Raw genomic sequence first — 26357 nt, forward strand, 5'->3', positions numbered from 1 at the left:
GTGAGCGAGGCGTGACGGATAAATGGAGTGTTGTTCAGGGGGTGACTCTTGTCCAACCCGCGGCCAGCTATTCCTTTTGGGCAACGCTGGCGGCGCTCCTGAAACCGGTGTAGCCCTCGGGCGACACGGCCTGGCGGTGTAGACTGGACCCGCCGGATTGACCGAAGCAAAGGGGGAGGCGCTGTGAGATACGGGTTATTGCTGTTGCTGGGTTTCATGCCATTTCTGGCGCATGCGGTGCAGGTCGGCGAGCGCCTGGCGCCCTGGACCCTGCTCGATCAATTCGACCGGGCCTACAGCCTCGACGGGCAGGCCAGGACGCTGCTGGTGGCGCGCAGCATGGACGGCGCCAAGCTGGTCAACGCCGCCATGCAGGGGCATCCGGCGGGGTATCTGGAGGCCCGGCACGCAGTGTTTGTCGCTGACATCCAGCGCATGCCGGCGGTGATCGCCAAGATGTTCGCGGTTCCGGCGATGCGTGATTATGCCTATCGGATCATGCTCGACCGCGACGGGCGAGTGGCGCCGCGCTATGCCGGTGCCGTGGATAAAGTGCTGTGGCTGCAGCTCGACAATGGCCGGCTGGTGGCGCAACGCGAGTACGGCAGCGTCGCCGAGCTGCGCGAAGCGCTGGAGCGGGTGCGGCCATGATCAGCGCCGCGCTGCTGTCGCCGCTGACTCTTGGCGTCGGCTGGCTGATCTATGTGCCGGTGCTGCTCTGGGCCGCCTGGCGCGCGCCCTGGGTCGAGCTGTTCAGTGACAGCCGGCGCCAGCATCTGTTGTTCGGGACGGTGTTTGCGCTGTTCATGCTGTGGCTGGTGCGCCGGGATTTCGATACCGGCGTGTCGTATCACTTTATTGGCATGACCGCCGTGACCCTGTTACTGGACTGGCCGCTGGCGATCGTCGGCGGGCTGATCGCCCAGGCGGGGCTGGTGGCGCTGGGACGCCAGGACCTGGCGGCGGTCGGCGTCAACGGTGTCTTGCTGATCCTGTTGCCGGTGCTGGTCACCGAAGCGTGCGCGGTCCTGGTGGAGCGGGCGCAGCCGCGTAACCCCTTTGTGTACATCTTCTGTTCCGGTTTTTTTGCCGCCGCGCTGTCGGCGCTGTTGTGCCTGCTGGTCGGCCTGGGGCTGCTGTGGTTCGACGGGCGCTTTGCCATGCCGGAGTGGCTGGAGGACTTCGTCGGCTACCTGTGGCTGATCCTGTTCCCCGAGGCTTTTATCAACGGCATGGTGGTCAGCGCGCTGGTGGTGTTCTGTCCGGAATGGCTGGAAACCTTCAACCGCACCCGCTACCTGTCGGCGCCGTGGAAGGACGACGACCCGCGTTTTTGATCCATATCAAGCACTCTCGGCGGACGCGGTTCCATGCTCCGGCAAAACCGTTCGGGAGCATGGCCATGAGTGTGTATGGATGGGCGCGGCAGGAAGTGCGCAACAGTTTGAACGCCGCACAGGAAGAGGGCTTCGAGCCGGGCTTGAGCCTGCGCGCGCTGCTCAGTGCGGTGGTGGAAGAGAGCCGGCGGGTACGCAGCGCCGAGGATCTGGCCGACGAGTTACAGTTTCTCGCGGAGAACCTCGACGATACGCAGGATTACGCTTTCATGCGGCCTTGAGGCCTTTTAGTGGGCACGGGGCGGCAGGTCGTCGGAAAACAGATCGTCCTCGGCATCCGGGCTGACGGGAATCTTGTGTTCTTCGGCAGCCCAGGCGCCTAGGTCGATCAGTTTGCAGCGGTCCGAGCAGAAGGGACGGTTGACGTTGCTCGCGGTCCATTCCACGGGCGCACCGCAGGTTGGACATTCCACGGTCAGGGGTTGGCTCATGACTGGCCTCCACGCAAGGTAAGGTAAAAGTGATGCAGGCGCTCGACCTCGCTGTGCAGCCAGGCGAGGTCGCGGTCGTTGACCAGCACATCGTCGGCATGCCGCAGGCGCTCTTCGCGGGTCGCCTGGGCCTTGAGAATCGCCTGGACCTGCTGTTCGCTGATGCCGTCGCGCTGCAGGGTCCGCTCGATCTGCAGTTGCTGCGGCACATCGATCACCAGGATCCGCTGGGTCATTGCGTATTGCCCGGACTCGATCAGCAGCGGTGACACCAGGATCGCGTAGGGCGATTCGGCGCGGGCCAGGTGCGCGGCGATTTCCTCGGCAATCAACGGATGCAGCAAGGCTTCCAGCCAGAGGCGTTGTTGCGGCACCTCGAAGATCAGCTTGCGCAGCGCGGCGCGGTCCAGCTGGCCATCGGCCTGCAGCACGCTGTCGCCGAAATGCTCGGCAATGCGGGCCAGCGCCGGGCGGCCAGGCTCTACCACCCAGCGGGCGGCGTGATCGGCATCCACCACATGGACGCCCAGGTCGATGAAGTGCTGGGCCGCGGCACTTTTACCACTGCCGATACCGCCGGTAAGGCCGAGGATCCAGGGTTTGAAAACAGGCTTGGTCATCTGAAACCGACAAACTGCAAATAGGAGCCGGTTATTTGACCACCCCAGAGCATGGCAATCCAGCCGGCAATGGCCAGAAAGGGACCGAAAGGGATAGGCGTGGACATTTGCGCACGGTTGCGGCGCAGCATGGCGATCCCGGCCAGGGCTCCCACCAGCGAGGCCAGCAGCAGGGTCAGCGGCAGGATCTGCCAGCCGCCCCAGGCGCCCAGCAGGGCCAGCAGCTTGAAATCGCCATGGCCGATGCCTTCCTTGCCGGTCAGCAGCTTGAACAGCCAATACACCGACCACAGGCATAGGTAACCGGCCACGGCGCCCCACAGCGCATCGTGGAGGCTGACGAACAGGCCGAAGCCATTGACGATCAGGCCCAGCCACAACAGGGGCAATACCAGCACGTCGGGCAGCAGCTGGTGGTCGGCATCGATCAGGCTCATCGCCAACAGGCCCCAGCTCAGGACCAGCAGCAACCCGGCCTGCCAGCCAAAGCCGACATGCCAGGCGACGAATGCCGAGGCCAGGCCGCAGGCCAGCTCCACCAATGGATAACGCCAGCCAATGGCAACCTTGCAGGCGGAGCAGCGCCCGCGCAGCAGCAGGAAGCTGAGCAGCGGGATGTTTTCCCACGCTCGGATCGGGTGCGCGCAGTGAGGGCATTGGGAATGCGGAAGCAGCAGGTTGTAGGTCGGCCCGGCAGGTTCGAGGGGCAGCCCCAGGATGTCACGGGCCTGGGCCTGCCAGTCGCGCTCGAGGATCTTTGGCAGGCGCCAGATCAACACGTTGAGGAAGCTGCCGACAATCAGCCCCAGGATCAGCGCCGATGACACGAAGACCAGCGGGTAGCTGGCCAGGACTTCACTCAATGACATGTTCAGATCGCTGTACCGAGTTGGAAGATGGGCAGGTACATGGCAACCACCAGACCGCCGACGAGGGTGCCCAAAACTACCATGATCACAGGCTCCATGAGACTGCTGAGGGTGTCGACCAGGGTATCGACTTCCTCTTCATAGTGGATCGCGACCTTTTCCAGCATGCCGTCCAGGGACCCGGATTCCTCGCCGATGGCGGTCATCTGGATGGCCATGCCGGGAAAGATGCCGGAGGCGCGCATGGAAAAATGCAATTGCATGCCGGTCGCCACATCCTGCCGGATGCGGTTCACCGCGTTCTTGAACACTTGGTTGCCAGTGGCCCCGGCCACCGAGCCCAGGGCCTCCACCAGCGGTACCCCGGCGGCGAAAGTGGTCGACAAGGTCCGGGCGTAGCGGGCCACCGCCGACTTGTATATCAACGGCGCTACCAGGGGCAGCTTCAGCAGCCCGACGTCGAGCCACTGGCGAAAACGCGGTGAGCGGCGGTGGGCATGGCGCAGGCCGAACCCGCCGAGCAACAGGCCGCCCGCCAGCAGCCACCACCAGCGCTGCACGAATTCCGAGAGGCTGATGACCAGCTGGGTAAACACCGGCAGCTGTGCGCCGAAGCCCTGGAACATCGACTGGAATTGCGGCACTACCTTGACCAGCAGGATGGTCGTCACCACCAGCGCCACGCAGATCACCGCCAGGGGATAGGTCATGGCCTTGCGGATTCGCGCCTTGAGGCTTTCGCTTTTTTCCTTGTAGGTCGCCACTCGCTCCAACAGGGTTTCCAGGGCGCCGGCCTGTTCTCCGGCATCCACCAGGCTGCAATACAGCTCATCGAAATACTCGGGCCTCTTGCGCAACGCGGCGGTGAAGCTGCTGCCGGCGGCGATGTCCTGTTTCAGCTCGCCCAGCAGTTTGCGCATGTTCGGGTTATCGAAGCCTTCGGCGATGATGTCGAACGATTGCAAAAGCGGCACGCCGGCCTTGATCAAGGTCGCCAGCTGCCGGGTGAACAGGCTGATATCGCGTGCCCTGACGGCAGGCGCGCGCTGGAACAGCGAGCGGGATTTCTTCCTGACCCGGGCCGGGTTGATGCCTTGCTTGCGCAACTGGGCCCTGATCAGCGAGGGGGTATGGCCGCTCAATTCGCCGCGCAGTTTGCTGCCTTGCCTGTCGGTGCCTTCCCACAGGTAAACGCTGACTTTTGCTGCTTTGACCGCCATGGTGTGGAGTTCCAGGTAGTGATGGATGTCCTCAGGGCCGGCAATGCCCTGTGCGATAGCCCGCCGGCCAGTGGCGCGGCGTGCGGCTCATAGAGTTTCAACGGCCCGATACGTTCCTTGGGCAGGGCAGATGGCGTGGCAATGGATGATCGAGTGACAGCGTAGCCCGCGATGGCGGCGGCCGAGGGCACTTGGCTGACAAAAAGTGTCAGATAGTGCGACTTCTGGCGCTCACCGCTGCGGGTCTGGGCCGCTCAAGCCCCCTTAACCCGGGGGGACAGGCGCTGGCACAGGCTGTGCTATGGCTGGTTGGTGAGTGTCCAGACCCTCGGATATCCCTGCTTGGAGCAGATAGATGAAGTATCAGAAAGGTTTCACCTTGATCGAGCTGCTGGTCGTCGTGGCGATCATCGGCATCCTCGCCACCTTCGCCATGCCGCTGTATTCCAAATACCAGGCGCGGGCCAAGGTCACCGCGGCGCTGGCCGAAGCCTCGGCACTGAAGGTCAACTTCGAGGACGTGCTGAACCAGGGCAGCGACCCGACCCTGGAACTGGTGGGTGGCAAGGCGACGACGTCGAACTGCACCATGAGCGCCGCGGGCTCCGCCTCCACTGGAGCGGGAAGCATTGCCTGCACCATCCTCAATGCACCGGCGCCGGTGCTGAACAAGACCGTTACCCTGACCCGCACCACAGCCGACGGCTGGGTCTGCAGCACCACCGTGCCGGCGGATTATTCGCCCAAGGGCTGCACGGCCAGCGGTAGCTGAGTCCGGTATCCGCGTGCCTGGCGCGTGAAATCTCACGCGCCGCCGTGCTTTTTTGGAAAGTTTTGGAAATTCAGGAAGTTAGCTTCCCCGGAAAATGCAACTTGCATGCAGATTATTCAACGGTCGTGCAATTTGCATGATCCGGAAGTTGATTGTGTATTTATAACTTATTGATATTTAAGGGTTTTGTTACTTTTCTGAACTTGGCATAACGCCTGCAATCTACTTTAGTAACCCTGCTGCCAGGACTTGGAGCAGGTTTTCCAGAAGAACAGGAGTTACTCGTATGAAGAAGTTCGCTATCGCTGCTGCAACTGCAACTGCTACCGCTCTGACCCTGACCATGGCTAACGTTGCATTTGCCCAGTCCACTCAAGCTACTCAGGCGCCAATGGTGCTCGCGGCGGGTGAAGTGACCAAGGCCAAGGAAGCCACTTCCGATACCTGGATCACCACCAAAGTCAAAGCGGATCTCGTCACTGAAAAAGGCATTCCCGGTACCGACATCAAGGTCGAAACCAACAAGGGTGTGGTTTCCCTTTCCTCCACCACAGCGTTGACCGATGCGCAGAAAGAAACTGCAATCAACATCGCCAAGAACATCAAAGGTGTGAAAGCGGTATCGGCTGATGGCCTGAAAACCGACTAAACCTCAAGCCTCTGGCCTGGACAGGGAAAAGACGCGGTGGATGAGCCATCCACCGCTTCCTTGAAGGTTCATGCGATCGGCCACAGGGAGGTGGCTCCTCTGCAAACGAAACAGGCCCCGGCACCATGTGTCGGGGCCTGTTTCGTTTTAGGCCGGGCGCAGCGGCTGCGCCGAGCGGCGCAGCCGCCGACGCTTATTCAGCGTCCAGGTGCATCGGGGTAATGACTCGACCATCGCTTTCGGCCTGGCCGAGGTTGGCATCGATGAAGTACACCCGGTCATCCGCCAGTTGGCCCTTGTCCACCAAGAAGTCCTTGATGCTGCTGGCCCGTTCCTGGCCCAGCTGGCGCAACAGCACATCGCTGCCGCTCCAGAACTTGATCACGCCTTCACGCATTTTTGCGGTGCGCTCTTCCTTGCCCAGGTCCTTCCATTCGGCCGGTGGCTGGGTCTTGAGGCGCGTGCGATAGATGCCTTCCAGCAGCGGGGCTTTCTCTTTCTCCGGTACTTCCAGCAGCGATGCCTGGGCAGGCACCTTGTCGCCGCGACGCTGGAGCATCTTGTAGTAGTTGTATTGGTATTCCCGCTCCAGGCGCTGCTCGGCGATCAACGGGCCATCGCTGCTCTGCGCGGCGGTACCTTCGATCTCCAGGCGCAGGGCCGGACGTTCCTTGAGCGCATTGGACAGCTTGACCAGCGCCGCTTCCGATTCCGGGTTCAGGTCACTGGAGCCTGGCGCGAACGAGACACTGCCCAGGTCTTCCGAACCGCCGCCGGCGACCAGCCCGCCAATCAGTTTGAACGGGGCCGCGGCGGCCTTGACGATCAGGTTGCGCAGGGTCTGCCAGACAATCGGCATGACGCTGAACTGCGGATTGTTGAGGTCGCCGGTCACCGGCAGTTCGATGGAGATCTTGCCGTCGACGTCCTTGAGCAGGGCCACGGCCAGCTTCAACGGCAAGCTCACGGCGTCGGGGCTTTCGACTTTTTCCCCCAGTTCCAGCTGTTCGACCACCACTTTGTTTTCGGCCTTGAGCTGGCCGTTGGTGATCACATAGTGCAGGTCAAGGTTGAGCCGGCCCTTGCGGATACGGTAACCGGCGAACTTGCCGGAATAGGGGGTGAGGGTGGTCAGTTCGACGCGTTTGAAACTGGTGGCGATATCCAGCGCGGCCATTGGGTCGAACGGGTTCACGCTGCCCTTGATGGTCACCGGCGCATAGCGATCGACCTTGCCCTTGATGTCGACGCTGGCCGGTTTTGCCTGGCGGCTGTCGATGGTGCCGACCTGGCCGTTGAGCTGCTGCACGGCCGTGGCGAAGTTGGGGGTCAGGCTGAAATCGGCGAAGTTGGCCGAACCGTCGTTGATGGCGATCTGGCCGATATGGATGCCGAGGGGTTTTTCCTTGGCGGCCGGCTTGGCCGCGCTTTTCGGCGCGCTGTCGGCCGGTTGCGGGATCAGCAGGTCGTCGATGTTGGTGGTGCGGTCGTCGTTGATCATGAAGCGCGCATAGGGTTGCAGCAGGTTGACCTTGTTGATGGTCAGGCTGTCACCGTGCTGATAGTTCAAGCCTTCGAGCACCAGTTGCTGCCACTTTACGAAGTCGCGGGTTTTCAGGGTATCCAGGGTATGCAGCTGGTCTACCTGGGCGCGGCCGGTCACGCTGAATGTCAGCGGATCGATGTTTTTCAGGTCCACCGCCAGGTCGCTGCCGAGCATGCCGCTGCGCAGCTCCAGGCGAATGAACGGGCTGATGTAGGACTGGGCGACCCGCAGGTCGATGTCCTTGGTTTGCACCGCCAGCTTGGCGGTCACCGGTTGCAGGTTGACCACGCCGCTGGCAAGGAGCTTGCCTTGCTTGCCCAGCCCGGTGTCGAGCTTGAGGTTGAAAGGCGACTGGTTGAGGCTGTCGAAATTCTGCACGTCGACGTTCAGCGGGCCGACTTCCAGGGCCACGGCCGGCTTGGCCTGGCGGTCCGCCAGGTGCACCTGGTAATTGCGCAGTTGCACATCCTTGAGCAGCACCTGCCAGGGCTTGCTTGGCGCCGGGTCCGCTGGCTGCGGGTTATCGGCGGTGGCGGGCGCCGGTTTGGCGGCGGGCTTGGCCGGCTGGCTGGCGAAGAGTTTCTGCCAGTCCAGCTGGCCATCGGCTTCCAGGGCGGCCCAGGTTTCCAGTTTCTGGCTGCGGATCTTGCCGACCACCACTTGCTGCTTGGCCAGGTCGACCGTGGTTTCGCTGACGTCCAGGCGCTCCAGGCGGGCCAGCGGCCGACCGTCGGGGGCCTTGATGGCGAAAGGGGCGATGCTGAGCGAGGTATCGCTGAGCAGCAGTTCGGTTTCCTTGGCCAGGTTCAACTTGTAGCGGGTGTTGAGGTCCAGCACGCCGTCCTCGAGGACCAGAGGCACGGCGTCGCGCACATAAGGCCACCAGGCTTTCATCTTGCCGCCGGTGACTTTCAGGGTGCCTTCGGAGGCGATCGGCGTCAGGCTGAAGTTGCCGCTCCAGTCGATCTGGCCTCCCGCAGGACCCACGGCGACCAGGGTCATGTCGGTGCTGGTGTCGGGCAGGGTGCTGAGATTCTTCAGCTCCAGATCGAGTTTGTCGTAGAGGAATTCGATGGGTTCGCTGGGGCGCAGGTCTTCGAAATGCACCTGGCCGTCCGCCAGTTTGATGCGCTCGATACGCAGCGGAAACGGCTTGGCCTCGGGATCGGCCGGAGTGGGTTCGCTGGCTGGCAGGTTGAACAGGCCCAACAGGTTGAGCTTGCCGTCCTTGGCGAACAGGATTTCGCTCTTGGGTTTGTCCAGTTCGACGTCGGCCAGGTGCAGCGCGCGGGTCCAGAGGCTGTCCAACTGCAGGTTGGCGTAAAGACGCTCGAAGGCCACCTGCTCCTTGCCCGGCTCACCGATGTTCAGGCCCCAGAGCGTCAATTCGAGACTGAACGGGTTGAGTTCGATGCGTTGGATCTTTGCCGGTACCGTCGCGTAGTTGGCCAATTGCTGATTGGCCACTCGCAGGGCGATGCCCGGCAAAATCAGAAAACCCAACAGGCTGTACAAGGCGAGAGCGGTCAACAGGGCGCCGATAGCGCGGATCAATCCTTTGGACATGCGAGGCTTCATCTATCTGAATCGGAAGTGCGTTGGAGTATGGCACGCGTTTCCGGTTCCGAAACAACCCCACGACTGTCGCAAACAGGATTGTTCAGATTCCCGCCAGGGAGTCAGAGATGCAGGATCAGGGTCTTGAGCGGCGGTTGCTGATCCAGCGACGGGAAGTCCTGGCCGGGTGTCAGCACCTGCCATTCGCGTACCGGGCGCCCGGCCTTTTCCGCACAGCGCAGTACCTGTTCGCGCCAGTCGTCCAGCGCGACTTTAGCCAGATTGTTGCAGCAGATCAGCACGCCGTTGTCGGCGGTAGCCAGCAGGGCCGGCTTGAGCAGGCTCTGATAGTCGCGCAGCAGGTCGACCGTGCCGAATGCACTCTTGGCCCAGGCCGGTGGGTCGAGCAATACCAGGTCGTACTGGCGTTGTTCCAGGCGCGGGTAGCTGGGCAGCTTCTGCCCGCGGCGCTGGGTGATGGGCAGGCCCGCCAGTTGGCGGATCGCCGGGAAGTAATCCGATTGCACGAACTGCATGGCCGGCAAGTGCGGATTGAGCTGGCCGTTCTCGCGGCCGACGGCCAGGTTGCCTTCGGCAAAGTCCAGGTTGCAGACCTCGCGGGCGCCTCCCGCCGCAGCGCTCAGGCCGACGCCGCAGGTATAGGCGAACAGGTTCAGCACGCTCTTGCCGGCGCTGTGGGCCTTGACCCAGCCACGGGCGTTGCGCAGGTCGAGGAACAGCAGCGGGTCCTGGCCGGCGTGACGGCCGCGTATCCGGTAATTCAAACCCCATTCATGGCCGACCAGGTCTTCCAGCGCCTCTTCTTCGGCGCGGTAAACCGGGTCTTCGCGGTCGATGCGTGAGTTGCCCCGGGAGCGATCGTTGTAGACCAGCAGGGTGTCCAGGCCCAGCTGTTCGCCGATGGTCTGCTGCACTTGCAGCAAGGCCTCGCGTTCCAGCGTCTGGTGAAAGCTTTGCACCAGCAGTTGCGGGCCGTAACGGTCGATGGTCAGGCCCCCGGCGCCTTCCTGGCTGCCATGGAACAACCGATAGCAGTCGGTGCCTTGCTGATGCAGCTCGACGAGCAGGTCCTGGCGATGATCGAGGGCGGCGCGCAGCGCCTGGTTCAAGGAAGACATGCGGGCGCCTTGCAGATGATTGGGCGGGGCAGTTTACCAGCTTCGCCCAACCGCTGTAGGAGCAGCCGGTCGATGCTCGACTGCCCGCGAAACAAACGTCATGGCAGCGCAGTGTTACAGGCATGGCGCGTCATCTTTTATCGCGGGCAAGCCTCGCTCCTACAGGGGGTACTGGGTTAGCGCTCGATGGCCAGGGCCACGCCCTGGCCGCCGCCGATGCACAGGGTCGCCAGGCCTTTCTTGGCGTCGCGCTTGAGCATTTCGTGTAGCAGGGTCACCAGCACCCGGCAGCCCGAGGCGCCGATCGGATGGCCCAGGGCGATGGCGCCGCCGTTGACGTTGACCTTGCTTGCGTCCCAGCCCAGTTCCTTGCCCACCGACAGCGCCTGGGCGGCAAAAGCTTCGTTGGCTTCGATCAGGTCCAGCTGCTCCAGCGACCAGCCGGCCTTGTCCAGGCAGCGGCGGGTGGCCGATACCGGGCCGATGCCCATGATCGCCGGGTCGACGCCGGCGTTGGCGTAGGCGGCGATCTTCGCCAGCACCGGCAGGCCCAGGGCCTGGGCTTTGGCGGCGCTCATCAGGATCACCGCGGCGGCGCCGTCGTTCAGCGACGAGGCATTGCCGGCGGTGACCGTGCCGTCCTTCTTGAAGGCCGGCTTGAGCTTGCCCAGGGATTCGGCGGTGGTGCCGGCGCGCGGCTGCTCGTCGGTGGCGAAGGCCACGGGTTCGCCCTTGCGCTGGGGAATCAGGATCGGCGTGATCTCGTCGACGAAACGCCCGCCTTCGATGGCGGCCAGGGCTTTTTGCTGCGAGGCGGCGGCAAAGACGTCCTGGGCTTCGCGGCTGATGGCGTACTTGTCCACCAGGTTCTCGGCGGTGATGCCCATGTGATAGTCGTTGAAGGCGTCCCACAGGCCATCGCTGATCATGCTGTCGACGATCTGGCCGTGGCCCATGCGCAGGCCGGTGCGGGCGCCGGGCAGCACGTAGTTGGCCAGGCTCATGTTTTCCTGGCCGCCGGCGATGATCACCTCGGCGTCGCCGCAGCGGATCGCCTGGGCGCCCAGGTGCAGGGCCTTGAGGCCCGAGCCGCAGACCTTGTTCAGGGTCAGCGCCGGCACCACGTGGGGCAGGCCGGCCTTGATCGCGGCCTGGCGCGCCGGGTTCTGCCCGGCGCCGGCGGTGAGCACCTGGCCCATGATCACTTCATCGACCTGGGCGCCGTCCAGGCCGGTCTGGGCGAGCAATTGGCGGATCACCGCAGCGCCCAGGTCGACCGCGGGAATGTTCGCCAGCGAACCCTGGAAACTGCCGACCGCGGTGCGGGTGGCGGCAACGATTACGACGTCTTGCATGGCGCGAATCCTCATTGTCATGGGGGCATCGGTCGGCGGCTATGGGCGGGCAACCGGTGCGCGAAAACATGGAAAATCATGGTTGCATAGAACGCCGCGGGGCTGCCAATCGCGAACCGGTGGGTCGCGTTCTGTTCGCCCGGTCGGGTCTTACAGGCCCATGCGCCGGCGTGCGCGTTGTATCGAGCCATTGCGCACCGCCCAGCGCAGCATCGGCGCACTGCGCTTGACGCTGGCGCGGACCAGCTGGCGTTGCAGCAGCCCCTGATTGACGCCGAGCATGTGGCTGGCCCAATCGGGCAGCAGGTCGATGCCGGCCTGCATCATCAACGAACCGAAAGGCTTGGCCAGGCGGCTTGGGGCCGGTGCCGCCAGCAGCAAGCGCAGCACTTCGCGGCTGCGCTCGTCGCACAGCAACTGAGGGCGCATGGCCGCCAGGTAGTCCGCCACGGCCCGGCGCGAGCGCGGCACATCGCAGGCACCGAGACGCTCGGCGACCAGGGCGATTTCCGCGTAGTAACGGTCCTGGTCGGCCAGCGATAGGTGGGGGTTGCGATAACGCAGGTGCGCCGCGAGAAAGCTGCTGACTTCGGCCACATGCACCCAGGTCAGCAATTGCGGATCGCTGGCGGCATACGGCCGGCCGTCTGGCGCATGGCCGACGATTTGCAGATGAATGGTGCGCACCTTGTCGATCAGCCATTCGGCGTCCTGCCGCGAGCCGAAAGTGGTGCCGGAAATGAACTGCGCGGTACGCCGCAGGCGGCCGATCATGTCTTCCCTGAAATTCGAGTGATCCCAGACCCCGGCCAGGGCCAGCGGATGCAGGGCTTGCATCAACAAGGCGCTGATACCGCCGATCAACATGCTGCTGAAATCGCCATGCACCTGCCAGCAGATGGCGTCCGGGCCGAACAGGCCCGGGTCGCCCTTGGGGTTGTCCAGGTCGAGCTGGCCCAGCGACAGGCCGCCCAGGCTCATCACCTGGGTTTCGATACGACTGCGAATGAATTCCATACCGCTTGGCTGTTCCTTGGTTGAGGCCCGAGGCCCCCTCAGAGGTTCAGGCGTTTATCGATCAGGCCCTCGACCACGCTCGGGTCGGCCAGGGTCGAGGTATCGCCCAGGCTGTCGAGCTCATTGCAGGCGATCTTGCGCAGGATACGCCGCATGATCTTGCCCGAGCGGGTTTTCGGCAAGGCCGGCGCCCATTGGATCAGCTCCGGCTTGGCGAAACTGCCGATCTCGCGGCTGACCAGGCTCAACAGCTCATTCTTCAGTTCATCGCTGGGCTCGACGTTGTTCATCGGGGTGACGAACGCATAGATGCCCTGGCCCTTGACGTCGTGGGGGTAACCGACCACCGCGGCCTCGGCGATACGGTCGTGCAGCACCAGGGCGCTTTCGACTTCGGCGGTGCCGATGCGGTGCCCGGATACGTTGATCACGTCGTCGATACGCCCGGTGATCCAGTAATCGCCGTCTTCATCGCGCCGTGCGCCGTCGCCGGTGAAGTAATAGCCCGGGTAGGGTTTGAAATACGTGTCGACCATGCGCTGCGGATCGCCGTAGACACCGCGGATCTGCGCCGGCCAGCTGGCCTTGATCGCCAGGATGCCGCTGCCGGCGCCGCGGATTTCCTTGCCATGCTCGTCCAGCAGCACCGGTTGCACGCCGAACATCGGGCGGGTCGCGCACCCGGGCTTGATCCGGGTGGCGCTCACTAGCGGGCTGAGCATGATGCCGCCGGTTTCGGTCTGCCACCAGGTATCGACGATCGGGCAGCGCTGCTCGCCGACGCTATTGAAATACCATTCCCAGGCTTCCGGGTTGATCGGCTCGCCGACACTGCCCAGCAGGCGCAGGCTGCGGCGCGAGGTGTGCTGCAGCGGCTCGGGGCCTTCGCGCATCAGCGCGCGCAATGCGGTGGGGGCGGTGTAGAAGATGTTGACCCGGTGCTTGTCGATGACCTCCCAGAAGCGCGAGCTGCTCGGATAACTGGGGACGCCCTCGAAGATCAAAGTGGTCGCGCCATTGGCCAGCGGACCGTAGACGATGTAGCTGTGACCGGTGACCCAGCCGACGTCGGCGGTGCACCAGAAGACTTCGCCTTCACGGTAGTCCAGCACGTATTTGAAGGTCATCGCCGCTTGCAGCAAATAGCCGCCGGTGGTGTGCAGCACGCCTTTGGGTTTGCCGGTGCTGCCGGAGGTGTAGAGGATGAACAGCGGGTCCTCGGCATCCATGGGCTGCGGCGGGCAATCGTCTTCGACGCCGCGTATGGCCTGGTGATACCAGAGGTCGCGGCCTTCGACCCAGTTCACCGGATTCTGGGTGCGCTCGACCACCACCACGGTGCTCACGTTCGGACAGCTTTGCAGGGCCTTGTCGACGTTGTTTTTCAGCGGGATGAACTTGCCGCCGCGCACGCCTTCGTCGGCCGTGATCACGGTGTGGCAGTCGGCGTCGAGAATGCGGTCGCGCAGCGCTTCCGGGGAGAATCCGCCAAAGACCACCGAATGCATCGCGCCGATGCGGGTGCAGGCGAGCATGGCGTAGGCGGCCTCGGGGATCATCGGCATGTAGATGCAGACCCGGTCGCCTTTCTTCACGCCACGGCTTTTCAGGACGTTGGCCAGGCGGCAGACGTAGTGATGCAGCTTCTTGTAGGTGATTTGCAACGACTCGGCGGGATCGTCGCCTTCCCAGATGATCGCTACTTGATCGCCGCGTTTTTCCAGATGACGGTCGATGCAGTTGTAACTGACGTTCAACTGGCCGCCGGCGAACCAGGTGGCGGCGCCGGTTTTCAGGTCATAGCGCTGCACCGTTTGCCAGGGGGCGCTCCAGTCGAGAAAACGCGTGGCCTGTTCGGCCCAGAAGGTGCTGGGATGCTCGATGGATTCGCGGTAAAGCCGCAGGTAGTCGTCTTGACTCAATTGCGCAGCCCGGCGGACGGCATCGGCTTGGGGATACATGCTGATATCGAACATGACGGTTCCTTATTCTTGTTTTAGCGACAAGTAATAAAGATGCGCCTTGATCGGAAGGGGTTCAAGGGGAGGGCGGTCTTGGGCGACCGATCGCGAATCGGCCCGCTGCCATGCAATGAATGGAGGATTGCATGGCAGCGGGCCGATTCGCCAAGGGGGGTATTTCAGCGGGCTATCAGCCGCGGTGACGACCGCGGAAGTAGTTGATCAGGCCTTGGGTCGAAGCGTCTTCGGCCGGAGTTTCCTCGCTGCCGACCAGGCGGTTGTAAACGCCCTTGCCCAGCTCCTTGCCCAGCTCCACGCCCCATTGGTCGAAGGCGTTGATGCCCCAGATCACGCTTTGCACGAAAACCTTGTGTTCGTACATCGCCACCAGCGCCCCCAGGCGGCGCGGGCTGATGCGCTCGACCACCAGGGTGTTGCTCGGGCGGTTGCCCGGGATCACCTTGTGCGGTGCCAGCTTTTGTACGTCAGCCTCGCTCATGCCTTTTTCACGCAACTCGTTTTCGGCCTCGGCGCGAGTCTTGCCGAGCATCAGCGCCTGGCTTTGCGACAGGCAGTTGGCGTACAGCCACTGGTGGTGGTCGGCGACCGGGTTGAAGCTGACGATCGGCACGATGAAGTCGGCCGGGATCAGCTGAGTGCCCTGGTGCAACAACTGGTGGTAGGCGTGCTGGCCGTTGCAGCCCACGCCACCCCAGATCACCGGGCCGGTGTCAGTGGAAACCGGCGTGCCGTCCTGGCGCACGCTCTTGCCGTTGGATTCCATGTCCAGCTGCTGCAAGTGCTTGGTGATGTTGCGCAGGTAGTGGTCGTACGGCAGGATCGCGTGGCTTTGCGCGCCCCAGAAGTTGCCATACCACACGCCCAGCAGGGCCAGCAGGACCGGCATGTTCTGCTCGAATGGCGCGGTCTGGAAATGCTGGTCCATGGTGTAGGCGCCGGACAGCAGTTCCTTGAAGTTGGACATGCCGATGGCCAGGGCGATCGGCAGGCCGATGGCCGACCACAGCGAGTAACGCCCGCCGACCCAGTCCCACATCGGGAAGATGTTCTCTTCGCGAATGCCGAAGGCCACGGCGGCGGCATTGTTGCTCGACACCGCGATGAAGTGGCGATACAGCTCGGCCTCGGAACCGCCCTGAGCCAGGTACCAGGCGCGTGCCGCCTGGGCGTTCTTCAGGGTTTCCAGGGTGTTGAAGGATTTCGACGAGACGATGAACAGCGTGGTTTCGGCGCGGATCTTCGATGACAGTTCGTGGAATTCGCTGCCGTCGATATTGGCCAGGTAATGGCAACGCACGCCTTTCTGGGCATAGGACAGCAGCGCTTCGGACACCAGCTCGGGGCCGAGGAACGAACCGCCGATACCGATGTTCACCACGTCAGTGATGGGCTTTTCGGTGTAGCCACGCCACAGGCCGTCATGGATGCGCCCGACCAGCTCAGTGATCTGGTTCAGCACCTTGTGCACTTCCGGCATCACGTTGACGCCATTGACCGACAGCTTGTCGCCCACCGGGCGGCGCAGAGCGGTGTGCAGGGCCGGGCGGCCTTCGGAAGAGTTGACCAGCTCGCCGGCGAACAAGGCCTTGATCGCGTCCTGCAGACCGGCTTCATTGGCCAGGCCCACCAGCAGGTTGCGGGTTTCGGAGGTGATCAGGTTCTTCGAGTAATCGAGGAAAAGCCCACAGCCGCTGAGACTGAATTGATTGAAACGCTGCGGGTCGGCATTGAAGGCCTCGCGCATGCTGAAGTCCTGCATGGCTTGGCGGTGGTCATTCAACGCTTGCCAGGCGGGCAGAGCGGTAACGTTATGAGGAGTGCGGTAGTACGCCATCGCTGCGGTTTTCCTTTTACTTGAACTGCCTGTAGGACACTGAAAAGCCCGGAACGTCCTGCTCGGAGGTTAACGTTCGGTCAACCGGGCGCTGACACGATTAAGCACGCAGGGCGATAACAGTAACTCTCGCGTGCTGATCTGTCTTGGCTTTGTCTGACTGGTGGCCGGTACTTTTTTATACCGGCGCTTCAGGACCGCGCAACGAGCTCGATGCCAGGAGGGGGAAATGTATGGGTTCAGGCGACCTGGACCGGGATGGCATGGCTGGTGTGGCTCAGCTCATTGCCTGGCGCCATGTAAAGCATGCGCGGCTTGAAATTGAGCAGCTCGGCTTCGCTGTAGTGAGCGTAAGCGCAGATGATCACTCGGTCGCCGACCTTGGCCTTGTGCGCGGCGGCGCCGTTGACCGAGATCATGCGCGAACCTTCTTCGCCGCGGATGGCGTAGGTGGTGAAGCGTTCGCCGTTGTCGACGTTGTAGATCTGGATCTGCTCGTATTCACGGATACCGGACAAGTCCAGCCACTCACCGTCGATGGCGCAGGAGCCTTCGTAGTCGAGCACAGCGTGGGTGACTTCGGCGCGATGCAGCTTGGCCTTGAGCATGATGGCGTGCATGGGTGGTTCTCTCGGTCAGATCCTCGAACAGGGCCCGCAGCATCGCTGCAGGCCCCGGGCGGCGGCAGTTTGCCCGAAGGTTGCGCTTCGGGCAATCGGCCCTTGGGGCCTAGGCGTCGAGGTTCAGATGCAGGTTGTCGATCAGGCGGGTGGCGCCTAGATAGGCCGCTGCCAGAATGACCAGGTCGCGGTCTTGCGCGGTGGCCGGGCGCAAGGTCCGGGCGTGGCGGATTTCCAGGTAGTCGGGGCGCAAACCGGCGGCTTCCAGCGCCTGCTTCTGCTCGCCAAGCAGCTTTGGATAGTCCCGCTCGCCCTGGCTGATGGCCTGGGCGATTTGGCTCAGGCCACGATAGATCGCCGGGGCGATGGCCCGTTGTTCTTCGCTCAGGTAGCCATTGCGCGACGACAACGCGAGGCCGTCGGGGGCGCGCACGGTGGGCTCGCCAATGATCTGGATCGGCATGTTCAGGTCATGCACCAGGGCGCGGATCACGGCCAGTTGCTGGAAGTCCTTCTGGCCGAAGACCGCGAGGTCCGGCTGCACCATGTTGAACAGCTTGCTGACCACCGTGGCCACGCCTTCGAAATGCCCGGGCCGGCTGGCGCCGCACAGGCCTTCGGAGAGTTGCGGCACGCTGACCCGGGTCTGGCCGTCCATGCCGTCGGGGTACATTTCCTCGACGGTCGGGGCGAACAGCAGATGGCAGCCGGCCTGCAGGAGCATTTCCTGGTCCGCGGCCAGGGTTCGCGGGTACTTGTCGAGGTCTTCGCCGGCACCGAACTGCAACGGGTTGACGAAAATGCTCGCCACCACGAAGTCCACCCGCTGGGCGGCCTTGGTCACCAGGGCGGCATGCCCGCTGTGCAGGTTGCCCATGGTCGGCACGAAGCCGATGCGCTTGCCTTCGCTGCGGGCGCGGGCCACGGCGGCCCGCAGTTCGCGTACGGTTTTTACAGTGTTCATGCAGAAAACCCGTGTTCGGCGCCTGGGAAGGTCACGGCCTTGACCTCATTGACGTAGGCGCTCAGGGCGGCCTGGATGTTTTCCTGGCCGGCCATGAAGTTCTTCACGAACTTCGGTGCGCGGCCGCTCAGGGACAGGCCCAGCATGTCGTGCAGGACCAGCACCTGACCGTCGGTGGCGCTGCCGGCACCGATGCCGATCACCGGAATCTTCACCGCCTGGGTGATTTCCGCCGCCAGTTCGCTTGGCACGCATTCGAGCAGCAGCATCGCCGCACCCGCCGCTTCCAGGGCGATGGCGTCGGCACGCATCTGCCGGGCCTGGTTTTCGTTACGGCCCTGGACCTTGTAGCCGCCGAGGATATTCACCGATTGCGGGGTCAGGCCCATGTGGGCGCAGACCGGGATACCGCGTTCGGCCAGCAGGCGGATGGACTCCGCCAGCCAGAGCGCGCCCTCGACCTTGATCATGTGCGCACCGGCCTGCATCAGTTGGGCGCTGTTATTCAGGGCCTGTTCGGTGGTGGCGTAGGCCATGAACGGCAGGTCGGCGAGGATCAGGGCGCCACTGTTGCCGCGTTTGACCGCAGCGACGTGGTAAGCCATCTCGGCGGTGGTAACTGGCAGTGTGCTGTCGTGCCCTTGCAAGACCATGCCGAGGGAGTCGCCCACCAGCAGTACTTCAACGCCGGCCTGGCAACAGGTGTGGGCGAAGGTTGCGTCATAGCAGGTCAACATGGTGATTTTTTCACCTTTCTGCTTGAGGCCTTGCAGGGTGGTCAGGGTAATGTCTGGCATGAAAAAGGGTCCTCATTCAGGCGCTCTGGAAACTGCTGCGAGTAACGCGCGTGATTCTTCGTTTATGCAGGCGCACGGTCTGTTGTCGTGCTTATAAGGCCTGGACCAAGCCATGCGAAAGCGACTGCGCTGGGTAATCCTGGGTAAAAGACAGGCTCGGGCTATTCATTTACAAACAGGTAAATGCCGCGTTCACGCCTGTTTTTGCCGGGTCTCACCTTCGCTCGCCACGCTCTCCCACCGCTTGGATTGCGCCCTGTAACGCCGTGTTGGCGGCAACGGGACGCCTATAGTCGTGAGGAGAACTCGGGAAGTCAATTGCATGTGTTACCGCATTGTTACGACGTGAGTGTTACCGCCGTAACTGATGCGTTTCAGCAGTCAGGCCAGACGTTCCAGGCCGACAAATGGGCAGGCGGCAAGCAGATCGCGCAGATGGCGACCATCAGCCAGTTGCAGATCGGAGGGGGCCAGCTCGGCCAGGGGATAGAGAACGAAGGGCCGCTCCTGCATATGGTAATGCGGGACCTTGAGCCGCGGTTCGTCGATCAGGCGATCGCCGAACAGCAGGATATCCAGGTCCAGGGTGCGCGGTCCCCAGCGCTCGAGACGCTCGCGGCCTTGGCCGTTTTCGATGGCTTGCAGCGCATCCAGCAGTTCAAGGGGCGCGAGGCTGCTGTCCAGTGCTGCCACGGCATTGGTGTAACGCGGTTGGCCGGGCAGCAGGGAGTCGCTTTGATAAAAGGCCGAGACTCCGGCCAGTTGGCTGTGCGGCAATTGCGCCAGTGCGTCGATCGCGCAGCGCAACTGCTCTGCCGGGGCAGCCAGGTTGCTGCCCATGCCGATATAGATGCGTTCCACCGGGTTATTCGCCGGAAGCGCTCGGGGCGGCTGCGGTGGCGCGCTTGCGTTTGGCGCCACTGCTGCGGCGACGCTTGCGCGGGCCTGTGCCAGCTTCGTCCTTGCCGCTCAAATCACGAATCATGTCGCGGCGCCCGGCATCATTGGCGTCCTGATAGTCAGTCCACCACTCGCCGAGGCCATCAGTCTGCTCGCCAGCGCTCTCACGCAGCAGCAGGAAATCATAGCCGGCGCGGAATCGCGGGTTGTCCAGCAACTGGTCGGCGCGTTTGCCGCTGCGGCGTGGCAAGCGTTCCTGCATGTCCCAGATTTCGCGGATCGGCATGGTGAAGCGTTTTGGAATGGCGATGCGCTGGCATTGCTCGCTGATCAGCTCATGAGCCGCTTCCTGCATCGCCGGAATCGGCGGCATGCCGCGTTCCTGCAGGCGCAGCACGCGAGCCGGCAGGGCAGGCCATAGCAGCGCGGCGAACAGGAAGGCTGGGGTTACCGGCTTGTTCTGCTTGATGCGCAGGTCAGTATTGGCCAGGGCTTCGCTGATCAGGGTATGGGTGTAGGTCGGGTTGTATTCCAGTGCCTCGGCGCTGGCCGGGAACAGCGGGTCGAACAGTTGCAGATCGACCAGCATCTCGAAGGTGTCGGCGGCATGGCCGGAGAGGAACAGCTTGAGCACTTCTTCGAACAGGCGGGCCGAGGGGATTTCCCGCAGCATGGGGGCCAGGTCGCGGATCGGCGTGGCAGTGTGTTTCTCGATGCCGAAATCCAGCTTGGCGGCAAAACGCACGGCCCGCAGCATGCGCACCGGGTCTTCCTGGTAGCGCTGGCGCGGATCGCCGATCAGGCGGATCAGATGGTTGCGGATATCGTGGACGCCGTTGGCGTAATCGAGGATGCGTTCGCTGACCGGGTCGTAATACAGGGCATTGATGGTGAAGTCGCGGCGCTGGGCGTCTTCTTCGAGGGTGCCGTACACGTTGTCGCGCAGGATGCGCCCGCTTTCGTTGCGCGAGGATTGGTTGCTGTCTTCCTCTTCATCGTTCTGCGGGTGATTGGCGCGGAAGGTCGCGACTTCGATGATTTCGCGGCCGAAGTGGATATGCACCAGCTTGAACCGACGGCCAATGATCCGCGCATTGCGGAATTCGGCCCGCACCTGTTCCGGCGTGGCACTGGTGGCGACGTCGAAATCCTTGGGGGTGATGTTGAGCAACATGTCGCGCACACAGCCGCCGACCAGATAAGCCTGGTAGCCGGCGTTCTGCAGGCGTTCGACGATGTTTACCGCATAACGGCTGAACTGCGCGCGTTGCAGCGAATGCTGGCTGCTGTTGAGCACTTCAGGCGTGCTGCGTTTGTGCTGCGTACGACGCAAGGGAGAACGGAATGACTGGAACAACTTCTTCAGCATGGGATGCACTGTTTGAAGGAATGTTCGGCCATAACGAAGAATGACCGCATGATGGGCGGGGATTCTAGCATTTAGTCGGGGGATGGTGTAGGAAGCTGCGGCGAGTCGTGCGCGGCGCTTTGGAATGGGGGTTGGCGGGGGGATTCGTCAGCAAAACCGCTATCGCACAAACCACAAGGGGAGCCGAAGCTCCCCCAGAAGTGTTTGCGTGCTCTATTTTTATTATTGGTTTCGGGCTTCTTGTTTTTGTTTAACGCCCTTGTCACCTGGTTAACCCAGTGTGACCCTCCCAATCGGGAGCCAAGAGCAAACGGATTGCTTTGGTCGCTGTGTTGCGATGATCAATGATCCAACCAGTTCAGGCTCTGCCTTAGGGCAGTTTTTATTGTTCTCGGCCTGGTTGTGGGGCAAGCCCCAATTACAACGCCTCTCCAAAAGAATCAGTTAGCTGCGCCTCCGCCGTGTTGTTTTTATTGTGCGTGAGTCGATTCGTCTTATTTTTATTGTCTTATGCATTGCTTGTTATTGTTCTTGTACCAAACATATAGCAGGTGCCGTGCCAACTTTTGCGAAATCCAGTAAAACAAGGGCTTAGGCGCGCTTTTGAGGTTTTCGCAGGCAAAAAAAAGCCGGGGCTTCGTTACCTTAAGCCCCGGCTTTTGTTACGCGAAATATCTGAGGTAACAGTTTTTTCACCCGGTCGCGTGTTACCCGCGACCCGTGACCGCCGCGCTTCAGCTTTCGCTGGTGACCCCGGTCTTGCGCCGTGGAATGCCCAGGCGCTGGCGTCGTTCCCACAGGCATTTGCGGCTGACGCCCAGTTTGCGCGCCAGTTCGGTCTCGGTCATGTGGTCCTGGTGCTCGAGAACGAAATGCTGGAAATAATCTTCCAGTGACAGGTCTTCGGTCGGCTCATGGCTGCTGTTGGTGGCGTTGGCGGCCTGAGGTGCCAGGCCGACGAACTCGTCATCTTCCAGGTCGCTCAGTTCGATATCGATACCCAGCAGCTCGGCAGAGATTTCCGGGCTTTCGCACAGGATGACCGAACGCTCGACAGCGTTTTCCAGTTCGCGAACATTACCTGGCCACGAGTAATGACGAATGGCTTGCTCGGCGTCCGGGGCGAATTTCAGGTCCGTGCGGCCCACGCGCGCGCTCTGGCGGGCGAGGAAGGCATTGGCGATTTCATTGACGTCGGCGCCGCGCTCGCGCAGGGCCGGCAGTTTCAAGGCAATCACGTGCAGACGGTAATAAAGGTCTTCACGGAACTGGCCGATCTTGGCCAGGCTCTTGAGGTCGCGGTGGGTCGCGGCGATCAGGCGCACATCGACTTTCTGCGATTGCACCGAGCCGACCCGGCGAATCTCGCCTTCCTGCAGCACGCGCAACAGGCGGGCCTGCGCCTCGAGTGGCAGTTCGCCGATTTCATCGAGGAACAAGGTGCCGCCGTCCGCGGCTTCCACCAAGCCGGCGCGACCGGCGCTGGCACCGGTAAAGGCGCCTTTTTCATGGCCGAACAGTTCGGACTCGATCAAGGTTTCCGGAATGGCCGCGCAGTTCACCGAGATCATCGGCGCCTTGGCGCGCTTGGACAGGTTGTGCAGGGCACGGGCCACCAGTTCCTTGCCGGTCCCGGATTCACCCTGGATCAGGACATTGGAATCTGTCGGGGCCACCTTGCGGATCTTGCTGTACAGGTCCTGCATCGGTGGGCAGGAGCCGATGATGCCGATTTCACCGTTGCTGGCATTGGCACCGGTCTTTTCCGCGCCGTTGCCTGACTTGGCGGCAGGACGTTCGCCCGGATTGCTCTGCGCGGTCTGGCGGTCGCGCAGGATACGCGCCACGGCCTGGAGCATTTCGTCGTGATCGAAAGGCTTGGCGATGTAGTCCACCGCGCCCATCTTCATCGAGTCGACCGCCGAGCGCAGGCTGGCGTAGCTGGTCATGATCAGCACCGGGGTGCCCTGGCCGAGCTTGATCAGCTCGGTGCCGGGGGCGCCTGGCAAGCGCAGGTCGCTGACAATCAGGTCGAACGTGGGAATGCTGAAACGCTCTTGTGCTTCCTGTACGGAACCGGCTTCGCTGACCTGGTACTGGTTGCGTTCCAGCAGGCGGCGCAAGGCGGAGCGGATAATTGTTTCGTCTTCGACGATCAAAATGTGCGGCATTGATTCGATTCTCTCGACGGTCTCAGTTCACAGCGGACGTCGCTTCGACATGACGCGGTAAGGTCACCCGGATACGGGTGCCGCGTTGGCTTTCGGTGTCAGCCGGGCTGTCGATGGTGATTTGTCCATAATGCTCTTCAACGATGGAATAGACCAGTGCAAGGCCCAGTCCGGTGCCCTCGCCAGGATCCTTGGTGGTGAAGAAGGGTTCGAACAGCCGATCCATGATGCTCGTGGGGATGCCGCTGCCTTCGTCTTCGACGATTAAGTCGATCGTGTGTTCGCCGGCCTCGCTCTTGACCCGTACCGCGCTGCCTGCCGGTGAAGCGTCGCGGGCATTGGATAGCAGGTTGATCAGTACCTGGGCGAGCCGCTGCGGGTCGCCGTCGACCCAGTGGTCGGGATCGCACAGGTTGTAGAACTGCACTTCGAAATTGCGTCGGTTCAGCGCCAGCAGGCCAATGGCGTCCTGCGCCACCTCGGCCAGGCACACGGCCTCGTCATTGTGCTGGTGGCTGCCGGCGTGGGCGAAGCTCATCAGCGACTGGACGATGCGTGACACCCGCTTGGTCTGCTCGAGGATCTGGCCGCTGATTTCGGTGAGTTCGCCGTCCTCTTCGCGCTCTTCGCGCAGGTTCTGCGCCAGGCAGGCGATACCGGTGATCGGGTTGCCGATTTCGTGGGCCACGCCCGCAGCCAGGCGGCCGATGCTGGCCAGCCGCTCGGAATGCACCAGTTTGTCTTCGAGCATCTGGGTTTCGGTCAGGTCTTCCACCAGCAGCACCAGGCCGCTGTTGCCCGGGGCCAGGGGTTCGTCGATGGCGGCCTTGTGCAGGTTCAACCAGCGGGTCTGGCCATCGAGCGCCAGGTGCTGCTTGTGCAGATGCTCGTCGGGTACGTTGATGAAGCCTTGCAGCAGTTCTTTCCAGGGCTCGGCAATGGTGCTCAGGCGCGAACCGACCACATGCTGCGCCGGGATGCTGGTCAACTCCTCCATGGCCTTGTTCCACATGAGGATTTCCTGGTCCTTGGCCAGGGAACAGACGCCCATTGGCAGTTCCTGCAGCGTCTGGCGGTGGTAGCGGCGCAAGGCGTCGAGTTCGGCGGCCAGGCCGGTCAGGCGCGAGTGGTAGTCCTCGAGCCGGCTTTCGATGAAGTGGATGTCTTCGGTCACATAGTTTTCGCCGCCGGCCTTGTAGGGCAGGAAGGTTTCCACCATGTCCTGGGCCACGCTGGGGCCCATCAGCCCGGACAGGTTGGCTTCGATGCGGTCGCGCAAACGGCGCAGGGCATAGGGGCGGCGTTCGTCGAAGGGCAGGTACAGGTCGCGCAGGGCTTGCTCGACTTCCTTCTGCGCGGCCTTGGCGCCCAGGGGCTTGGCCAGTTGGGTGGCGAACTCCTGGGGCGAGGCGGCATGCAGTTCGCGACGTTGCGGCCGGCGCACGTTGTCCACCGCGCAGGCTTCGGCGGCGCTGGCTTCTTCGGAGCTGGCGTTGGTGAACAGTGAGACCAGGGTGAACATCAGCACGTTGGCGGCCAGCGAGGCGATGGCCGCCATGTGCCAGCTGGTGTCGTCCAGCACGTAGATCATGTTCAGCAGCGGTATATAGAAGCCCTGCAGGTTGCCGATCAGCGGCAGCAGCATGGTCACCAGCCAGACCAGCGTGCCGGCCATCAGACCGGCGATGAAGCCGCGCCGGTTGGCGGTCGGCCAGTACAGCACCGAGAGTACGCCGGGGAGGAACTGCAGGGTCGCGACAAAGGCCACGATGCCGAGGTTGGCCAGGTCCTGCTCGGCCCCCAGCAACAGGTAGAAGGCATAGCCGGCCATGATGATCGCCACGATCAGCGCGCGGCGGGTCCATTTCAGCCAGCGGTAGATATTGCCTTCGGCCGGCGGCTGGTACAGCGGCAGCACCAGATGGTTGAGGGCCATGCCCGACAGCGCGAGGGTGGTGACGATGATCAGGCCGCTGGCGGCGGAAAGCCCGCCGATATAGGCCATCAAGGCCAATGCCGGTTTGTTGGCGGCGATGCCGATGCCGAGGGTGAAGTATTCGGGGTTGGTGGTGGCGCCCAGTTTCAGGCCAGCCCAGAGGATCAGCGGCACCGCCAGGCTCATCAACAACAGGAACAGCGGCAGGCCCCAGCTGGCGCTGACCAGCGAGCGCGGGTTGAGATTCTCGGTGAAAGTCATGTGATACATGTGCGGCATCACGATCGCCGAAGCGAAGAACACCAGCAGCAGGGTGCGCCAAGGACCTTCCTGCAGCGGCGTGTGCAGGGCGGCGAGGGCGGTCTGGTTCTGCAGCAGCCAGAGTTCCAGCTGTTGCGGGCCGTCGAACACGCCATACAGGGCATAGAGGCCGACGCCGCCGATGGCGATCAGCTTGATCACCGACTCGAAGGCGATGGCGAATACCAGGCCTTCGTGTTTTTCCCGGGTGGCGATGTGCCGGGAGCCGAAGAAGATGGTGAACAGGGTGATCAGTGCGCAGAAGCTCAAGGCCACCCGATGCTGCACCGGCTCGCGGGTGAGGATGCCGATGGAGTCCGCAACTGCCTGGATCTGCAACGCCAGCAGCGGCAATACGCCGACCAGCATGATGACCGTGGTCAGCGCGCCGGCCCAGGTGCTGCGAAAGCGGAAGGCGAACAGGTCGGCCAGCGAGGACAGCTGATAAGTGCGGGTGATTTTCAGGATCGGGTAAAGCAGCACTGGCGCCAGCAGAAAGGCGCCGGAGACCCCCAGATAGCTGGAAAGAAAACCGTAACCGTACTGATAGGCCAGGCCGACGGTGCCATAAAAGGCCCAGGCGCTGGCGTAGACCCCCAGGGACAGGGTGTAGGTCAGCGGGTGGCGGATGATCGAGCGCGGGATCATGCCGCGTTCGCTGATCCAGGCCACCCCGAACAGCACCAGCAGGTACGCGGCGCTGATCAGGATCATCTGGGTCAGGCTAAAGCTCATCGGCATCTTTTTGGCTCTGCAGGATGAAGGTCACGACGATCAGGATCAGCCAGAGCAGATACGGGCGATACCAGGCGCCCGTAGCATCGATCCACCAATCCATGATGGCGGGGGAGAACAGATAGATCCCCACTACCAGCAGCAGGACCAAGCGATAGATGTACATCTCGGCCTCTC

General features: G+C 62.8%; 23 protein-coding genes. 5 read left to right on the forward strand and 18 right to left on the reverse strand.

Annotated elements, in window-relative coordinates:
- Positions 1–183: 183 nt before the first annotated feature.
- The 3 genes from BLV20_RS24055 to BLV20_RS24065 all read left to right on the forward strand — a co-directional run bounded on the left by BLV20_RS24055 (position 184) and on the right by BLV20_RS24065 (position 1618).
- Positions 184–651: an FAD/FMN-containing dehydrogenase gene (locus BLV20_RS24055; RefSeq protein ID WP_092304931.1), complete on the forward strand. Its 468-nt coding sequence runs from the start codon at positions 184–186 to the stop codon at positions 649–651.
- Positions 648–1337, forward strand: coding sequence for an energy-coupling factor ABC transporter permease (locus BLV20_RS24060; RefSeq protein ID WP_092304932.1), 690 nt, complete (start codon positions 648–650; stop codon positions 1335–1337). The genes BLV20_RS24055 and BLV20_RS24060 overlap by 4 nt, the downstream gene beginning before the upstream one ends.
- Before the next feature lie 65 nt (positions 1338–1402).
- Complete coding sequence (locus BLV20_RS24065) at positions 1403–1618, forward strand: hypothetical protein (RefSeq protein ID WP_092304933.1); 216 nt, start codon at positions 1403–1405, stop codon at positions 1616–1618.
- 6 nt (positions 1619–1624) lie between these two features.
- On the opposite strand, the gene yacG is transcribed toward BLV20_RS24065, so the two are convergent.
- From yacG to BLV20_RS24085, 4 genes are read right to left on the reverse strand one after another with little or no spacing between them, the layout of a single operon-like run.
- Positions 1625–1828, reverse strand: coding sequence for a DNA gyrase inhibitor YacG (gene yacG, locus BLV20_RS24070; protein WP_009045670.1), 204 nt, complete (start codon positions 1826–1828; stop codon positions 1625–1627).
- Positions 1825–2448: a dephospho-CoA kinase gene (coaE, locus tag BLV20_RS24075; protein WP_092304934.1), complete on the reverse strand. Its 624-nt coding sequence runs from the start codon at positions 2446–2448 to the stop codon at positions 1825–1827. The genes yacG and coaE overlap by 4 nt, the downstream gene beginning before the upstream one ends.
- Positions 2445–3317 carry a prepilin peptidase gene (locus BLV20_RS24080; protein ID WP_092304935.1) on the reverse strand — a complete coding sequence of 291 codons (873 nt, stop codon included), beginning with the start codon at positions 3315–3317 and terminating at the stop codon, positions 2445–2447. The genes coaE and BLV20_RS24080 overlap by 4 nt, the downstream gene beginning before the upstream one ends.
- A 2-nt stretch (positions 3318–3319) precedes the next feature.
- Positions 3320–4537, reverse strand: a complete 1218-nt coding sequence (locus BLV20_RS24085) for a type II secretion system F family protein (RefSeq protein ID WP_092304936.1) — start codon at positions 4535–4537, stop codon at positions 3320–3322.
- 355 nt (positions 4538–4892) lie between these two features.
- On the opposite strand from BLV20_RS24085, the gene BLV20_RS24090 reads away from it, so the two are divergent.
- Positions 4893–5309: a pilin gene (locus BLV20_RS24090; RefSeq protein ID WP_092304937.1), complete on the forward strand. Its 417-nt coding sequence runs from the start codon at positions 4893–4895 to the stop codon at positions 5307–5309.
- 286 nt (positions 5310–5595) lie between these two features.
- On the forward strand, positions 5596–5958 hold the full coding sequence (locus BLV20_RS24095; protein WP_092304938.1) for a BON domain-containing protein: 363 nt from the start codon (positions 5596–5598) through the stop codon (positions 5956–5958).
- Between the two features lie 193 nt (positions 5959–6151).
- On the opposite strand, the gene BLV20_RS24100 is transcribed toward BLV20_RS24095, so the two are convergent.
- The 14 genes from BLV20_RS24100 to BLV20_RS24170 all read right to left on the reverse strand — a co-directional run bounded on the left by BLV20_RS24100 (position 6152) and on the right by BLV20_RS24170 (position 26346).
- Positions 6152–9082 carry a DUF748 domain-containing protein gene (locus BLV20_RS24100; protein ID WP_092304939.1) on the reverse strand — a complete coding sequence of 977 codons (2931 nt, stop codon included), beginning with the start codon at positions 9080–9082 and terminating at the stop codon, positions 6152–6154.
- A 101-nt stretch (positions 9083–9183) separates the two neighbouring features.
- Entirely contained in the window at positions 9184–10200 is a 1017-nt protein-coding gene (locus BLV20_RS24105) for a class I SAM-dependent rRNA methyltransferase (protein WP_092304940.1), read from the reverse strand.
- 176 nt (positions 10201–10376) lie between these two features.
- Positions 10377–11555, reverse strand: coding sequence for an acetyl-CoA C-acetyltransferase (locus BLV20_RS24110; protein WP_092304941.1), 1179 nt, complete (start codon positions 11553–11555; stop codon positions 10377–10379).
- A gap of 150 nt (positions 11556–11705) precedes the next feature.
- Entirely contained in the window at positions 11706–12572 is an 867-nt protein-coding gene (locus BLV20_RS24115; RefSeq protein ID WP_092304942.1) for an oxygenase MpaB family protein, read from the reverse strand.
- A 38-nt stretch (positions 12573–12610) separates the two neighbouring features.
- Complete coding sequence (gene acs / locus BLV20_RS24120; RefSeq protein WP_092304943.1) at positions 12611–14548, reverse strand: acetate--CoA ligase; 1938 nt, start codon at positions 14546–14548, stop codon at positions 12611–12613.
- Positions 14549–14723: 175 nt separating this feature from the next.
- The gene (gene pgi, locus BLV20_RS24125) at positions 14724–16388 is read right to left on the reverse strand and encodes a glucose-6-phosphate isomerase (RefSeq protein ID WP_092304944.1); all 1665 of its coding nucleotides are present in this window, start codon (positions 16386–16388) and stop codon (positions 14724–14726) included.
- Between the two features lie 239 nt (positions 16389–16627).
- On the reverse strand, positions 16628–17008 hold the full coding sequence (gene panD, locus BLV20_RS24130) for an aspartate 1-decarboxylase (protein ID WP_007924662.1): 381 nt from the start codon (positions 17006–17008) through the stop codon (positions 16628–16630).
- Between the two features lie 109 nt (positions 17009–17117).
- Complete coding sequence (gene panC / locus BLV20_RS24135) at positions 17118–17972, reverse strand: pantoate--beta-alanine ligase (protein ID WP_092304945.1); 855 nt, start codon at positions 17970–17972, stop codon at positions 17118–17120.
- Entirely contained in the window at positions 17969–18769 is an 801-nt protein-coding gene (panB, locus tag BLV20_RS24140) for a 3-methyl-2-oxobutanoate hydroxymethyltransferase (RefSeq protein ID WP_092304946.1), read from the reverse strand. Before panB ends, panC begins: the two co-directional genes overlap by 4 nt.
- A gap of 381 nt (positions 18770–19150) precedes the next feature.
- Positions 19151–19630, reverse strand: coding sequence for a 2-amino-4-hydroxy-6-hydroxymethyldihydropteridine diphosphokinase (folK, locus tag BLV20_RS24145; RefSeq protein WP_092304947.1), 480 nt, complete (start codon positions 19628–19630; stop codon positions 19151–19153).
- Positions 19631–19634: 4 nt separating this feature from the next.
- On the reverse strand, positions 19635–21038 hold the full coding sequence (locus tag BLV20_RS24150) for a polynucleotide adenylyltransferase PcnB (RefSeq protein ID WP_092304948.1): 1404 nt from the start codon (positions 21036–21038) through the stop codon (positions 19635–19637).
- A 734-nt stretch (positions 21039–21772) separates the two neighbouring features.
- Positions 21773–23209, reverse strand: coding sequence for a sigma-54-dependent transcriptional regulator (locus tag BLV20_RS24160; protein ID WP_092304950.1), 1437 nt, complete (start codon positions 23207–23209; stop codon positions 21773–21775).
- Between the two features lie 22 nt (positions 23210–23231).
- Positions 23232–26186 (reverse strand): sensor histidine kinase, encoded by a 2955-nt coding sequence (locus BLV20_RS24165; RefSeq protein WP_175540255.1) that lies wholly within the window; start codon positions 26184–26186, stop codon positions 23232–23234.
- On the reverse strand, positions 26170–26346 hold the full coding sequence (locus BLV20_RS24170; RefSeq protein WP_003176118.1) for a hypothetical protein: 177 nt from the start codon (positions 26344–26346) through the stop codon (positions 26170–26172). Before BLV20_RS24170 ends, BLV20_RS24165 begins: the two co-directional genes overlap by 17 nt.
- Positions 26347–26357: the final 11 nt, after the last annotated feature.

It is taken from the genome of Pseudomonas sp. NFIX28 (genome assembly GCF_900107395.1).
GTDB lineage: Bacteria > Pseudomonadota > Gammaproteobacteria > Pseudomonadales > Pseudomonadaceae > Aquipseudomonas.

What these genes read in the sequence shown, in the direction of transcription:
- BLV20_RS24060 (WP_092304932.1), top strand. Translation starts at nt 648, where the DNA reads ATGATCAGCGCCGCGCTGCTGTCGCCGCTGACTCTTGGCGTCGGCTGG.
- BLV20_RS24065 (WP_092304933.1), top strand. Translation starts at nt 1,403, where the DNA reads ATGAGTGTGTATGGATGGGCGCGGCAGGAAGTGCGCAACAGTTTGAAC.
- yacG (WP_009045670.1), bottom strand. Translation starts at nt 1,828, where the DNA reads ATGAGCCAACCCCTGACCGTGGAATGTCCAACCTGCGGTGCGCCCGTG.
- coaE (WP_092304934.1), bottom strand. Translation starts at nt 2,448, where the DNA reads ATGACCAAGCCTGTTTTCAAACCCTGGATCCTCGGCCTTACCGGCGGT.
- BLV20_RS24080 (WP_092304935.1), bottom strand. Translation starts at nt 3,317, where the DNA reads ATGTCATTGAGTGAAGTCCTGGCCAGCTACCCGCTGGTCTTCGTGTCA.
- BLV20_RS24085 (WP_092304936.1), bottom strand. Translation starts at nt 4,537, where the DNA reads ATGGCGGTCAAAGCAGCAAAAGTCAGCGTTTACCTGTGGGAAGGCACC.
- BLV20_RS24090 (WP_092304937.1), top strand. Translation starts at nt 4,893, where the DNA reads ATGAAGTATCAGAAAGGTTTCACCTTGATCGAGCTGCTGGTCGTCGTG.
- BLV20_RS24095 (WP_092304938.1), top strand. Translation starts at nt 5,596, where the DNA reads ATGAAGAAGTTCGCTATCGCTGCTGCAACTGCAACTGCTACCGCTCTG.
- BLV20_RS24100 (WP_092304939.1), bottom strand. Translation starts at nt 9,082, where the DNA reads ATGAAGCCTCGCATGTCCAAAGGATTGATCCGCGCTATCGGCGCCCTG.
- BLV20_RS24105 (WP_092304940.1), bottom strand. Translation starts at nt 10,200, where the DNA reads ATGTCTTCCTTGAACCAGGCGCTGCGCGCCGCCCTCGATCATCGCCAG.
- BLV20_RS24110 (WP_092304941.1), bottom strand. Translation starts at nt 11,555, where the DNA reads ATGCAAGACGTCGTAATCGTTGCCGCCACCCGCACCGCGGTCGGCAGT.
- BLV20_RS24115 (WP_092304942.1), bottom strand. Translation starts at nt 12,572, where the DNA reads ATGGAATTCATTCGCAGTCGTATCGAAACCCAGGTGATGAGCCTGGGC.
- acs (WP_092304943.1), bottom strand. Translation starts at nt 14,548, where the DNA reads ATGTTCGATATCAGCATGTATCCCCAAGCCGATGCCGTCCGCCGGGCT.
- pgi (WP_092304944.1), bottom strand. Translation starts at nt 16,388, where the DNA reads ATGGCGTACTACCGCACTCCTCATAACGTTACCGCTCTGCCCGCCTGG.
- panD (WP_007924662.1), bottom strand. Translation starts at nt 17,008, where the DNA reads ATGCACGCCATCATGCTCAAGGCCAAGCTGCATCGCGCCGAAGTCACC.
- panC (WP_092304945.1), bottom strand. Translation starts at nt 17,972, where the DNA reads ATGAACACTGTAAAAACCGTACGCGAACTGCGGGCCGCCGTGGCCCGC.
- panB (WP_092304946.1), bottom strand. Translation starts at nt 18,769, where the DNA reads ATGCCAGACATTACCCTGACCACCCTGCAAGGCCTCAAGCAGAAAGGT.
- BLV20_RS24150 (WP_092304948.1), bottom strand. Translation starts at nt 21,038, where the DNA reads ATGCTGAAGAAGTTGTTCCAGTCATTCCGTTCTCCCTTGCGTCGTACG.
- BLV20_RS24160 (WP_092304950.1), bottom strand. Translation starts at nt 23,209, where the DNA reads ATGCCGCACATTTTGATCGTCGAAGACGAAACAATTATCCGCTCCGCC.
- BLV20_RS24165 (WP_175540255.1), bottom strand. Translation starts at nt 26,186, where the DNA reads ATGCCGATGAGCTTTAGCCTGACCCAGATGATCCTGATCAGCGCCGCG.
- BLV20_RS24170 (WP_003176118.1), bottom strand. Translation starts at nt 26,346, where the DNA reads ATGTACATCTATCGCTTGGTCCTGCTGCTGGTAGTGGGGATCTATCTG.